Genomic DNA, 11,907 nt, shown 5'->3' on the forward strand with positions numbered 1-11,907 from the left:
TACAGCCGCGCAGTACAACGATACGCACGGTGACCAGGGCACGCGGGACACTGGAGGCATGAGACTCTTCGCCGCCGTGCTGCCGCCCGAGGACGTGATCGAGGCGCTGGCCGTCGAGGTGGACGGGCTGCGGAACCTGGACGGGGCCGGCGCCCTGCGGTGGACCGAGCGGGCCGGGTGGCACTTCACGCTCGCCTTCTACGGCGAGGTGGACGAGGAGACCGTGCCGGAACTCACCGCGCGGCTGGCACGGGCCGCGGACCGCACCGAGCCGTTCCGGCTCGCCCTGGCGGGCGGCGGCCAGTTCGGCCGGGGACGGGCGCTGTGGACCGGCGCGGCGGGTGACCTGCGGACGATGCGGCTGCTGGCCGAGCGGTCCGAGGCGGCCGGGCGCAAGGCGGGCGTGGCGATGGACGAGCACCGGCGCTACAAGGCCCACCTGACCGTGGCCCGCAGCCGGGACGCCGTGGACGTACGGCCGTACCTCACGGCGCTGGAGGAGTTCCGCAGCCGGAGCTGGACCGTGGAGGAGCTGGTGCTGGTGCGCAGCCACCTGCCCAGGTCGGGCGTTCCGGGCGAACAGCCCCGCTACGAGGCGGTCGCCCGACAGGCACTCGGCGCGGCCGGTTAGGCTCGACGGCGTGGACCCGAAGACCCGAAACCGGATCATGGCCGGTGCGCTCGTGATGATGTTCGTCGTGGTGGCTCTGGCGGCGGCGCTCGGAAGGTAGCGCCGCCGCCGGCCGTCACGGCGTGCCCGCCGCTACCAGGCGAAGGCCTCCGGGGACGGCCCCGGGCCCGGGAAGATCTCGTCCAGCGAGCCCAGCAGCTCCTCGCTCAACTCCAGCTCCACCGCGCGCAGCGCCGAGCTGAGCTGCTCCCGCGTCCGCGGGCCGACGATCGGGCCGGTCACCCCGGGACGGGTGAGCAGCCAGGCCAGCGCCGCCTCGCCCGGCTCGACGCCGTGCTTCTCCAGCAGGTCCTCGTACGCCTGGATCTGCTTGCGGGCGGCGGGGTCGGCCAGGGTGTCCGCGGCCCGTCCGGAGGCGCGGCGGCCGTCCTGGGCCTCCTTCTTGATGACCCCGCCCAGCAGACCGCCGTGCAGCGGCGACCAGGGGATGACCCCGAGCCCGTACTCCTGCGCGGCCGGGACGACCTCCATCTCGGCGCGCCGCTCGGCGAGGTTGTACAGGCACTGCTCGCTGACCAGGCCGATCGTCCCGCCGCGCCGGGCGGCGATCTCGTTGGCCTGCGCGATCTTGTAGCCGGGGAAGTTGGACGAGCCGACGTAGAGGATCTCGCCCTGCTGGATCAGGACGTCGATCGCCTGCCAGATCTCCTCGAAGGGCGTCGACCGGTCGACGTGGTGTAACTGGTACAGGTCGATGTAGTCGGTCCCCAGCCGCTTCAGCGAGGCGTCGACCGCCCGCCGGATGTTCACCGCGGACAGCTTGTCGTGGTTGGGCCACGGCTCGCCGTCGGCGCCCATGTTGCCGTACACCTTGGTCGCGAGGATCACCTTGTCGCGGCGGCCGCCCCCCTGGGCGAACCAGCTGCCGATGATGCTCTCGGTACGGCCCTTGTTCTCGCCCCAGCCGTAGACGTTGGCGGTCTCCAAAGATCAATTTTGACGCCATGATCCGAACCACATACCGTCACCCCTTGTGCGCGATGCGTGCTACAGGGGAGAGGGAGACCGAGCATGGCGAGAGTTCTGGGTGTGGTCCGTCTGTCGAGGGTGTCGGACGAGACCACAACCACATCGCCGGAGCGTCAGCGTCGGTCCATCCAGCGATGGGCCGATCAGGAGGGGCACGTCGTTGTGGGATGGGTCGAGGACATCGACGTGTCCGGCGGGGTAGAGCCGTGGAAGCGCCCAGAGTTCGGCAAGTGGTTGCCTTCGACGATCGGAAAGGAGGTCAGCGCGATCGAGCACCGGATCGCGATGGAGGAGTCGCGCGCCGATGAGTACGACATCCTCTGCGCGCTGAAGATCGACCGCCTCTCGCGGCGCGTGCTGCACGTGCACACCCTCCTGGAGTGGTGCGAGAAGAACGGCAAGGAGGTCGCGACCGTCGAGGACGGGGTCAACCTCAACACGCAGATGGGGAAGCTCCTCCTGAGCCTGATCGCGTCCTTCGCGGAAGGGGAGCTCGAAGCCATCAAGGCGCGGGCCAAGTCCTCGTACAACCACCTGGTGAAGGAGGGTCGCTGGCGTGGCGGCCGCACTCCGTACGGCTACCGCGAGGAGAAGCAGGAGACCGGCGAGGGGTGGAAGCTCGTCCCTGACGACTACGGGACCGACACGGCCGGGACACTCCGTGAGATCGTCCGCCGTCTCATCGCGGGCGAGTCGGCGAACAGCATCGCGCAGTGGCTCAACGAGGACGTGTCGAAGACCCCGACGTCACTCGACGCTCAGATGATCCGCAGCGGCAAAACTCCGAAGGGGAGCCGCTGGACCGCCGCGAACACGGCCAAGGTCGTGCGCTCCCGCTGCATCCTGGGGCAGATGGAGGTATCCGAGGAGATGATGGTCGACGGAAAGAAGACAACACGACGCCGGGTTGTCCGGGACGCGGACGGCCAGCCGCTCCAGCGTGCGGAGCCTCTGATCACGCATGAGGAGTGGGAGCTGGCCAACAAGAAGCTGGACGAGAACACCTGCAAGCGCAACGGCAACCGCAAGGGTGGGTCGCCCTTGCTCCGGGTCGCGTTCTGCACATGTGGGGAGCCGGCATATCTCGGCCCTGGCCGTAACTGGCCCTACTACCGCTGCGCCTCCCGTACCACGCACAAGCCGTGTCCGACCGGAAGCAAGGGCATCGCGGCGCACACGCTGGAGGACGCCGTGGAAAAGGCGTTCCTCCTCGCTGCCGGGGACGTCGAGATCGTCCGGAAGGTTTTCCGGCCGGGCGTGGACTACACGCGCGACATCGCGGAAGTGAACCGCGCCCTGTCGGACCTGAGGGAGGACCGCGAGGCGGGCCTCTACTCCAGTGAGCTGGGCAAGCAGGAGTACCGGGAGGCTTACAAGAGGTTGGACGCGCGACGTGAACAGCTCATCGCGCAGCCCACGCGCCCGGACACCTGGGAAGAGATCCCGACAGGAGAGACCTACCGGGAACGGTGGAGCACGTTGTCGACCCAGCACGAAAAGGGCAGGGAGCTACGCGCCGCAGGGGTCAAGGCCGTCATCCATGCCGAGCCGATTCCCGGGATGACCGCCGCGCAGCTCATGGCTCCTGATGGCCATGACGGGATGTGGCAACACCCAGTCGGGAGGGTTCAGGTTCTGATCCCGATGGACTTCAAGCAGCGTCTGCGCAACATGGCGGCGGTCCACAGCGAAGGCTGACCGACAACTGCAGGTGACGAGGAGGGTCCTGTGGTCGGGGCCTCCTGCGCGTTTGTAAGATGCCCGGCAGGTCGCCGCTGTCGCTCCCGACCGCACGAGACCGAGTCCAGGCCCGAAGGCTTGGGCGTCCACCTGTGAAGAGAGACCGCGCCATCCGTGCACGGTCCACCCCCGCGAAGAAAGGGAGGCACATGTCCCGCCATCCGGCGGGGGACTGGCGCACGCGTGTGCGCCTCACAGGAAGGAGCCACACCCGGTGGCTATCAGCTTCGGCCATGACCGCCCGTGGGGCGGTGTCTCCCAGCACGAGTACCGGCGCATGGCGCAGAACCCTGCGCACCAGCTCGCCTACCGCGTCCACTTCGCCGCCATCGGATGGGCAGACCGGCACGGACACGCGGGCTTCGCCCCCGGCCGGCTGGCCGCACTGCTGGGCAAGGAAGGTAAGCCACTGTCCGAGCAGAGCACCCGTAACGCGGTGGCCCGCGCCAAGGAACTGGACCTTGTGTCGCCCCGCTCCGGGGCCGCTTGCCTCGTGCTCCCTCCCCACCTGTTCCAGAAGGGCAAGGGTGCGCCAGTTCCCTGCCGTCTCCACCAGGGCCGGTAAGTACACGCTGTCCGTGTAGTCAGAGCACGCCTGGCGTGTACCCAAACAGCATCCGAACTGCGGGAACGCTAGCGTCCTCTCTTATCTATCTGGTCCAAGTGCAGTCGAGCCTCTGTCGGGGTCGGCTGAAGGAAGCAGCCTACTTCAAGGCGAGGGCAAGTAGGGGCGCGGCAGCGCCCCTAGGGAGGGACAACGGCGCAGAGAAAGGCAGCGAGGGGCGCCCTACCGGCCGCCACAGTCGCAGTGCTCAACGACAGTGCGGCCCCGGAGGGGGCCGACAGGTGCAAGCCCTAGGGGGCGCTGCCGCGCCCCGCAGGTGCAGTCGTTAGGCCCTGTTCCTTGCGGCTTTCCGCCGCTGCGAGCAAGGCAAGGTAGGCCTGTGACCAGGCCATACGCTCTCGCCGTGGCAGCCTGCGGGGAGGGCAGACGGCCCCTGGAACCGTGGCGGAATCTTGGCTGCTATGACATGGCGGTCTGGTTTGCCCCCTTCGGGGGTCATACCCCCCACCCCCTGCCCCTGCCGTCACGTCTGCCTGCCATCGACGAGCGGGGTGCACGCCTGGCCTTGCCGGTCGAACATCGGGCAGGCCGCGAGACGGGCGCGAAGAGCCTTGCTGTGGACGAAGGGGCAAGTGTCTGAAGGGCTGCGTGTCTGTACGCACTTCTTTGGTCCCCGCCGCACCAGGGTCTTCTGGCCCACGGAAATACCAGGTTGATTCAGCTTCACCCGGGATGCTCCAGTTGGCACCGCACGAAAGGTAGGACCCATCCGTATGACGAACCCACCACCTGAACGCACCCTTATCTACGCCGTCGATCTGACCGCCGAGAACGTCCGCGCCCTGGAGACGTTCCTCAACGCGCAGTTGGGGCGAGTGTCCGCGGGGGTCGGTGAGACCGGCGAGACCTCTTTCGCGATGCGGTCCCTGCTCATCCTGGTCAGCGACTCAGCGGGCTTCCTGCACCAACTCCTCGCGGTGGAGGGGCCCGAGCCGTGGCAGCGGGCTGCGATCGTCCGTGAGTGGCAGCGGCTCCGCAGCACTGCCCTCGACTTCAACCACTGCGACGGCTACGACTACGACCGCTGGTGGAAGCAGATACGGCACTACGACGCCGCCGACGAAGCCGCCGAGCAGGAGCGAATCCGTCACTTCGCCACCCTGTACCCCTGGGCGGACGATGAAACTGACCAGGGCAAGGAGGGTTAGCGAGACACTCCGCCCCTGCCAGTGGAGTCACCCGATCAGAGTGGGTCAGTAGAACTTGGAACCCTGGTCCCAAAAAGAAGGCGTACAGACGGGCAAGTGTCCCGAGGGGTGCGGCAGTCGCCCCACACAGGCCAGCATGGACCGTCTCGAAAACCAAGGTTTGTGAGACGAGATGGCAAGCGTCCCTGAAGGAGGTGTAGCGCTGTTCAAAACCCGTCTCGAAACTCCCGTCTCGAGCTTGACGTATTGAGATGAGTTCTGAGACAGTCCCGGCCGTGACGACGAACACGATCACTGGTCAGCTCATCGGTTACGCCCGCGTCTCCACCGATGACCAGGAAGCGCAGTTGCAGCGCGACGCACTGACGGCCGCAGGCTGCGCCCGGATCTTCGAGGACAAGGCATCGGGCAAGAACGCCGACCGGCCGGAGCTGCGGTCAGCACTCGACTATGCTCGCGCTGGCGACACCCTGTGCGTGTGGAAGCTCGACCGCTTTGCCCGGTCGCTCATCGACCTTGTGACCATGGTCCACACGCTTCGGGAGCGTGGTATCGGGTTCAAGGTGCTCACGGGCGCACTGGCCAACATCGACCCCGGCACGGCCGATGGCCGTCTCATGCTTCAGGTGGTAGGAGCCATGGCGGAGTTCGAGCGCAGCCTCATCAAGGAGCGCACCCGCGCCGGACTCGACGCAGCCAAGGCGCAGGGGCGTACCGGCGGACGGCCGTCCGTCGTGAACGAGGACGTGCTGACCGTGGCCCGCGCGAGGAAGGCGAAGGGAGAGAGTGTCAGCGCCATCGCCAAGGCTCTGGGCGTCTCCCGGGCCACGCTGTACCGGCACCTCGGAGACGACTCCTGACGGCGGCACCTGATGTCCTTGCCTGGAGCGGGCTCGAAGCAGTTGGCTTGTGGTCCATGAAGTACACGCAGCTCGGACGCACCGGACTCAAGGTCAGCCGACTCGTTCTCGGCACGATGAACTTCGGTCCGCAGACAGACGAATCAGCCAGCCACGACATCATGGACGCCGCTCTCGACGCGGGTCTGAACTTTGTAGACACGGCCAACGTCTATGGGTGGGGTGAGAACAAGGGCCGCACCGAGGAGATCATCGGTACTTGGTTCGCCCAGGGTGGCGGGCGGCGCGACAGGACGGTCCTCGCCACCAAGGTGTACGGGAACATGGCCCCGGACGACTCCTCCGTCTGGCCCAACCACGACAAGCTCTCCGCGGTGAACATCCGCCGGGCCGTCGACGCCTCCCTCAAGCGGCTGCAGACCGACTACATCGACATCTACCAGTTCCATCACATCGACCGGTCGACGCCGTTCGAGGAGATCTGGCAGGCGATCGACGTCCTGGTCCAGCAGGGCAAGATCCTCTACGCCGGGTCGTCCAACTTCCCCGGCTACAAGATCGCCCAGGCCAACGAGCTGGCTGCCCGGCACGGCCGCATGGGCCTGGTTAGCGAGCAGTGCCTGTACAACCTCGCCGAGCGCCGCGCCGAGATGGAGGTCATCCCGGCCGCGCAGGAGTACGGGCTCGGTGTCATCCCCTGGTCGCCGCTGCACGGCGGGCTGCTCGGCGGCGTCCTCAAGAAGGAGGCCACACAGGGGCGCAGGGCGAGCGGCCGCGCTGCCGACGCGCTCAAAGACACCAAGACACGCGAGCAGATCCAGGCGTACGAGAACCTCCTCGACAAGCACGGCCTGGAGCCCGGTGAAGCGGCGCTCGCCTGGCTGCTGACACGCCCCGGCGTCACCGGCCCGATCGTCGGCCCACGCACGCAGGAGCAGCTGGACTCGGCGCTGCGTGCCCTGGAGCTGGAGCTGAGCGAGGAACTGCTGACGTCTCTGGACGAGATCTTCCCCGGTCCCGGACCGTCTCCCGAGGCCTTCGCATGGTGAGGTAGCGGGTCTGTGTGAGGGACCGTCGTCTTCTGCCTGCGTTCGAAGCGAGTGGGAGGCGGCGGCTTCGTCGTTTCCACTCGGGGTCCGCAGGAGCGGTGAGCGTCAGCGATGCGCTACTGTGCAACCTGGCGTCAAAGTTGCCGGTTTGCTGTGTCGAAGAAGTTGATGCCGGCGTCGAGCGCCGCGTCCATGATGGCGTGGCTCTCGGGCTCGTCGGTCTGCGGACCGAAGTTCATCGTCCCGAGGACGAGCCGGCTGACCTTGAGTCCTGTGCGTCCGAGCTGCGTGTACCTCATGGGTGTCAAGCCAACGTCTTGGAGTGCGCTCCAGGCAAGCGCTTCAGGCGTCGGGGCGGCTCGTCAGCACGGCTTGTAGGGGCCGCCCATGCCCCACTCCTGCCACATCGCCTCGGCGAACGCCCCCGCGATCTTGTGCTCGCCGCTCTCGTTGGGGTGCGTGCCGTCGTAGGTGTCCGTATGGAAGTCGTACGTCGCCGGGGGCTGGACGAGCAGGATCGGCGAGTCCGGTTCGTCCAGCTCGGCGGCCGTCTCGGCCAGCAGGGCGTTGAACCGCCCGACCTGCCCGGCGAACGTCTCGTCGGCCTCCACCCGGATGTTGCGGACCACCGGCATCACCGCCATGCGCACGCCTGGGCGGGCCGCGCGCGCCTCGGCGACGAACGCGCGCACGTTGTCCGCGGTCTGTTCGGCGTTGGTGTAGAAGCCCAGGTCGATCAGGCCGAGCGACACCAGCAGCACGTCCGCCCGGCAGGAGCGCACGGCGTCGCCTATCAGCGGGGCCATGTGGCACCAGCCCTCGCCCCAGCCGGCCAGGTGGGCCCGGGGGAACGCCGGGTCGGCGTACGCGTACGAGGTGGGGGCGTCCGTCGACGGGTCGTGCAGCGTCTCGCGCGGGCCGACCAGCGTGAAGGGCTCGCCGTACGCGGTGCACAGGTGCTGCCACAGCCGGTAGCGCCAGGTGTGTTCACCCGCGCTCCCGATCGTCATCGAGTCACCTACGGGCATGAACCTGAGCACCCGATCATCATGGTGGATCAGCGTGTTCGCCGCGATGTGAGCCCGGACACCCGCCCTCGCGGGGCCCGGCTGATGGCAGTCTTGGGTCATGCGCAGACCCTTCGCCCTGCTCGCCGCGACCCTCCTGACGGCGGCGCTCGCCGTGCCCGCCTCCGCCGCCGACAACGACGACGGGAACGAGGGGTTCACCATCAACGACCCGCGCATCACCGAGTCCAGCGGACTCGCCGCCTCCCGTCTGCACCCCGGCGTCTACTGGACCCACAACGACAGCGACGACGGCCCCTACCTGTACGCCGTCGACAGCAGGACGGGTGACACCGTCGCCCGCCTCACCCTCACCGGCATCGGCACGCCCCGGGACGTCGAGGCGATCTCCGTCGGCCCCGGCAACCGCCTCTTCGTCGGCGACATCGGCGACAACCTCGGCGGCACCTGGCCGTACGTGTGGATCTACGAACTCCCCGAGCCCAAGGAGCTCAAGGACGCCACCGTGCGGGCCACCCAGTACGTCGTGAAGTACGCCGACGGCCCCCGGGACGCGGAGGCGATGGTCGTGCACCCGAAGACGGGGCGGGTGTACCTCGTCGACAAGCACGAGGACGGCGGACACCTCTACGAGGGGCCGGAGAAGCTGTCGCCGGAAGGCGACAACGTGTTCAAGCCGATCGCGCCCGTCGAGCTGTGGACCACCGACGCGGCGCTCTCCCCGGACGGCCAGGACCTCGCCGTGCGCGGCTACTTCGGCGGCATCCACTACGCCTGGAACGGCGGCAAACCGCAGCGCAAGGGGCGGCTGAGCGTGCCGCTCCAGGGGCAGGGCGAGTCGGTGACCTACTCCGCCGACGGCTCCCGGCTGCTGTTCGGCAGCGAGGGGGAGCAGAGCGGAGTGGTGAGCCGCGAGGCTCCGGGCGCGGACGAGGGCGGCTCCAGCGGCGGCCCCGGCTCGCGCGCGGACGGCGCCGGCAGCGCCTCCGACGACGCGACGGGCGACTCGGTCAAGGTCGGCGGCGTCGTGGTGGTCGCCGTGGTCGTGGCGGCCCTGTTCGGCCTGACCAGGCGCCGGCGCAAGGGCTGAACGCAGGGCGTCAGGGCGTCTGTTCGGCCGCGCGCCGGGCGACGAACTCCGCCAGGCCGTCCAGGATGCGCTGGAGCCCGAACTCGAAGTGGTCGAAGCCGGAGCTGAAGGTGTCCCCCGAGAGCGCGGCCATGACGGGATAGCGGCCGCTGTTCATCGCCTTCTCCAGGGCGGGCCGCTGGGCCTCCCAGAACTCCGCGTCCGTCAGCCCGGAGCTGTGTTCGGCCTGCTCCTGGTACAGCTGTGTCCGGGCCGCCCCGACCACGTACCCGTCGATCATGACGATCACCGACAGCAGCTCGGGGTCGGACAGACCCATCGGCTTGATCCGGGAGAACACCTTCTCCATGCCGTCCAGGGCGCTCGGGCCGAGGATCGGGCGGGACTGGTTGACCTCCAGCAGCCAGGGGTGGCGCCGGTAGAGGGCGAGGGTGGCCCGGCCCAGCACCTCCAGCGCGGACCGCCAGCCGCCGTCGCCGAGGTCCGCGGGGTTCTGAGACGGGCGCTGCACCCGGTCCAGCATCAGGTCGAGCAGCTCGGCCTTGCCGGGGACGTAGCGGTACAGGGACATCGTGCCGGTGCCCAGCTCCGTGGCGATCCTGCGCATCGACAGCGCGCCGATGCCGTCCCGGTCGGCGACCTCGATCGCCGCCTCCACGATCCGCTCCAGGGTCAGCCCGGGCTTCGGGCCCCGGCTGGGCCGCTGTCCGGTGCCCCAGAGCAGGTCGAGGGTGCGCGCGATGTCGCCGCTGCCGCTGGTCTCCGTACCGCTTCCACCGCTGCTCATGCGGGCAGTCTAGATCCGCGCCAAAAAACTGGGTACGCCGTACGCGTAATCGGGTACGGTGTACCCGGTTTCTGGAAGGGGGACCCATGAAGGACGACGGGAACGCGGTGCGGGCCGAGGGGCTGGAGAAGCGCTACGGCGAGAAGCGCGCCCTGGACGGCTTCGACCTCACCGTGCGGGCGGGCACGGTGCACGGACTGCTGGGACCGAACGGCGCGGGCAAGACCACCGCCGTGCGGATCCTGTCGACGCTGCTCCGGCTCGACGGCGGGCGGGCGGCCGTGGCCGGGCTGGACGTGGCGCGCCAGGCCCGCGAGGTGCGGGCGCGGATCGGGCTCACCGGGCAGTACGCGGCGGTGGACGAGGTGCTCACCGGGCGGCAGAACCTGGAGATGTTCGGCAGGCTGTTCCACCTCGGCGGGCGGCGCGCCAGGGCGCGGGCGGCGGAGCTGCTGGAGCAGTTCGACCTGACCGACGCCGCCGACAAGGGCGTCGGCGACTACAGCGGCGGCATGCGGCGCCGGCTGGACCTGGCGGCGTCGATGATCCTGACGCCGGCCGTGCTGTTCCTGGACGAGCCGACGACGGGGCTCGACCCGCGCAGCCGGGGTGAAGTCTGGGACTCTGTACGGGCGTTGGTGGCGGGCGGCACGACCGTGCTGCTGACCACGCAGTATCTGGAGGAGGCCGACCGGCTGGCCTCCCGGATCACCGTCATCGACCGGGGCCGGTCCATCGCCGACGACACCCCGGACGGGCTGAAGAACCGCGTCGGTGGCGACCGCGTCGAGGTCGTGGTGGCCGAACGGTCCGACATCCCGCGCGTGGTGAAGGTGGTCGCCCGGGTCGCCGACGGTGAACCCGAGGCGGTCGACAGTGAGTTGCGGGTGCACGCCCCCGTGACCGACCGGGTGGGCGCGCTGACGGACGTCGCCCGCACCCTCCAGGACGAGGGCGTCCGGGTCGAGGACATCGGGCTGCGCAGGCCCAGCCTCGACGACGTCTTCCTGCGCCTGACCGGACACCGCACCGAGACGACGGAGAAGGAGGTGGCGGCATGAGCGCGCTCGACCTGACCGGACCGGCCGGGCACGGCCGCGTGTACTGGGCGCTCGCGGACTGCTGGAACGTCGTCCGCCGCGGCCTCACCCACTACCGGCGCCAGCCGGTCAACATCGTCTGGCAGCTGGGCTTTCCGATCCTCTCCGTGCTGCTGTACGGCTATGTCTTCGGCAGCGCGATGCGGGTGCCGGGCGGCGGGGACTACAAGGACTTCCTGATGCCGGGCATGTTCGTGATGACCATGGCGTTCGGCTTCATCAACACGGCGACGGTCGTGGTCTACGACTCCACCAAGGGCGTCATCGACCGCTTCCGCTCGATGCCGATGGCGTCGTCGGCGGTGGTGGCCGGGCGCGGGGTGACCGACCTGATCGTCGCGTGCGCGGAGCTGGCGATCCTGATGCTGACGGCGCTGGTCATGGGCTGGCGTCCGGACGGCGGCTGGGGTTTCCTCGCCGCGTTCGGACTGCTGCTGTGGCTGCGGTTCGCGCTGATCTGGCTGGGCGTCTGGCTGGGACTCCTCGTCCCCAACCCGGAGGCGGCGGGCGGCCTCTTCGCGGTGGCCTTCCCCCTGACGATGATCTCCAGCATCTTCGTCGCCCCGCAGCTCATGCCCGACTGGCTCGGCTGGGTGGCCGCCTGGAACCCGATCTCCTCCACGGCCGTGGCGGCCCGCGAACTCTTCGGCACCCCGGTCGGCGGCGGCGACTCGTGGGTCGAACAGCACGCGCTGCTGATGGCGGGCGTGTGGCCGGTGATCCTGACGGCGGTCTTCCTGCCGCTGGCGGTACGGAGGTTCCGGCGTCTGAGCAGGTGAGCAGAACAGGCGCCCCGGTGGATTCCACCGGGGCGCCCCTT

Annotated in this window: 12 protein-coding genes and 1 pseudogene; 9 read left to right on the top strand and 4 right to left on the bottom strand. The window is 69.1% G+C overall.

Features of this window, described 5'->3' with window-relative positions; translation table 11 throughout:
* The first annotated feature begins 58 nt into the window (after positions 1-58).
* The gene (thpR, locus tag B100_RS0109490) at positions 59-631 is read left to right on the top strand and encodes an RNA 2',3'-cyclic phosphodiesterase (RefSeq protein WP_024884204.1); all 573 of its coding nucleotides are present in this window, start codon (positions 59-61) and stop codon (positions 629-631) included.
* A 132-nt stretch (positions 632-763) separates the two neighbouring features.
* On the opposite strand, the gene B100_RS0109495 is transcribed toward thpR, so the two are convergent.
* Positions 764-1,618, bottom strand: a complete 855-nt coding sequence (locus B100_RS0109495) for an aldo/keto reductase (protein ID WP_024884205.1) — start codon at positions 1,616-1,618, stop codon at positions 764-766.
* A gap of 84 nt (positions 1,619-1,702) precedes the next feature.
* Between B100_RS0109495 and B100_RS0109500 the strand changes: the two genes are divergently transcribed.
* The 5 genes from B100_RS0109500 to B100_RS0109520 all read left to right on the top strand — a co-directional run bounded on the left by B100_RS0109500 (position 1,703) and on the right by B100_RS0109520 (position 7,082).
* Positions 1,703-3,358, top strand: coding sequence for a recombinase family protein (locus B100_RS0109500; protein WP_024884206.1), 1,656 nt, complete (start codon positions 1,703-1,705; stop codon positions 3,356-3,358).
* Between the two features lie 256 nt (positions 3,359-3,614).
* Positions 3,615-3,965: a hypothetical protein gene (locus tag B100_RS37555; RefSeq protein WP_024884207.1), complete on the top strand. Its 351-nt coding sequence runs from the start codon at positions 3,615-3,617 to the stop codon at positions 3,963-3,965.
* A gap of 773 nt (positions 3,966-4,738) precedes the next feature.
* Positions 4,739-5,173, top strand: coding sequence for a hypothetical protein (locus B100_RS34805; RefSeq protein WP_051489957.1), 435 nt, complete (start codon positions 4,739-4,741; stop codon positions 5,171-5,173).
* A 275-nt stretch (positions 5,174-5,448) separates the two neighbouring features.
* On the top strand, positions 5,449-6,033 hold the full coding sequence (locus B100_RS0109515; RefSeq protein WP_486585612.1) for a recombinase family protein: 585 nt from the start codon (positions 5,449-5,451) through the stop codon (positions 6,031-6,033).
* Between the two features lie 56 nt (positions 6,034-6,089).
* Entirely contained in the window at positions 6,090-7,082 is a 993-nt protein-coding gene (locus B100_RS0109520; protein WP_024884209.1) for an aldo/keto reductase, read from the top strand.
* Positions 7,083-7,228: 146 nt separating this feature from the next.
* Here B100_RS0109520 and B100_RS35375 read toward each other — a convergent pair.
* Both B100_RS35375 and B100_RS0109530 read right to left on the bottom strand, forming a co-directional pair.
* Positions 7,229-7,381, bottom strand: a pseudogene (locus tag B100_RS35375) (aldo/keto reductase); the annotation flags it as partial.
* A 63-nt stretch (positions 7,382-7,444) separates the two neighbouring features.
* Complete coding sequence (locus B100_RS0109530) at positions 7,445-8,122, bottom strand: SGNH/GDSL hydrolase family protein (RefSeq protein ID WP_024884210.1); 678 nt, start codon at positions 8,120-8,122, stop codon at positions 7,445-7,447.
* An 88-nt stretch (positions 8,123-8,210) separates the two neighbouring features.
* On the opposite strand from B100_RS0109530, the gene B100_RS0109535 reads away from it, so the two are divergent.
* Positions 8,211-9,200, top strand: coding sequence for a hypothetical protein (locus tag B100_RS0109535; RefSeq protein ID WP_024884211.1), 990 nt, complete (start codon positions 8,211-8,213; stop codon positions 9,198-9,200).
* A 10-nt stretch (positions 9,201-9,210) separates the two neighbouring features.
* Here the strand turns inward: B100_RS0109535 and B100_RS0109540 are convergent, their stop codons facing one another.
* The gene (locus B100_RS0109540; protein ID WP_024884212.1) at positions 9,211-9,987 is read right to left on the bottom strand and encodes a TetR/AcrR family transcriptional regulator; all 777 of its coding nucleotides are present in this window, start codon (positions 9,985-9,987) and stop codon (positions 9,211-9,213) included.
* 86 nt (positions 9,988-10,073) lie between these two features.
* On the opposite strand from B100_RS0109540, the gene B100_RS0109545 reads away from it, so the two are divergent.
* Both B100_RS0109545 and B100_RS0109550 read left to right on the top strand, forming a co-directional pair.
* A complete protein-coding gene (locus B100_RS0109545) occupies positions 10,074-11,048 on the top strand; it encodes a daunorubicin resistance protein DrrA family ABC transporter ATP-binding protein (RefSeq protein WP_024884213.1) in 975 nt (324 codons plus the stop codon).
* Positions 11,045-11,866 (top strand): ABC transporter permease, encoded by an 822-nt coding sequence (locus B100_RS0109550; protein ID WP_024884214.1) that lies wholly within the window; start codon positions 11,045-11,047, stop codon positions 11,864-11,866. Before B100_RS0109545 ends, B100_RS0109550 begins: the two co-directional genes overlap by 4 nt.
* Positions 11,867-11,907 lie beyond the last annotated feature (41 nt).

The sequence above is a fragment of the Streptomyces sp. CNH189 genome, assembly GCF_000527195.1.

Bases quoted from the DNA above. Each gene is read 5' to 3' on its own strand.
- B100_RS0109545 (WP_024884213.1), top strand. From the start codon at position 10,074: ATGAAGGACGACGGGAACGCGGTGCGGGCCGAGGGGCTGGAGAAGCGC.
- B100_RS0109535 (WP_024884211.1), top strand. From the start codon at position 8,211: ATGCGCAGACCCTTCGCCCTGCTCGCCGCGACCCTCCTGACGGCGGCG.
- B100_RS0109540 (WP_024884212.1), bottom strand. From the start codon at position 9,987: ATGAGCAGCGGTGGAAGCGGTACGGAGACCAGCGGCAGCGGCGACATC.
- B100_RS34805 (WP_051489957.1), top strand. From the start codon at position 4,739: ATGACGAACCCACCACCTGAACGCACCCTTATCTACGCCGTCGATCTG.
- B100_RS0109500 (WP_024884206.1), top strand. From the start codon at position 1,703: ATGGCGAGAGTTCTGGGTGTGGTCCGTCTGTCGAGGGTGTCGGACGAG.
- B100_RS0109550 (WP_024884214.1), top strand. From the start codon at position 11,045: ATGAGCGCGCTCGACCTGACCGGACCGGCCGGGCACGGCCGCGTGTAC.
- thpR (WP_024884204.1), top strand. From the start codon at position 59: ATGAGACTCTTCGCCGCCGTGCTGCCGCCCGAGGACGTGATCGAGGCG.
- B100_RS0109520 (WP_024884209.1), top strand. From the start codon at position 6,090: ATGAAGTACACGCAGCTCGGACGCACCGGACTCAAGGTCAGCCGACTC.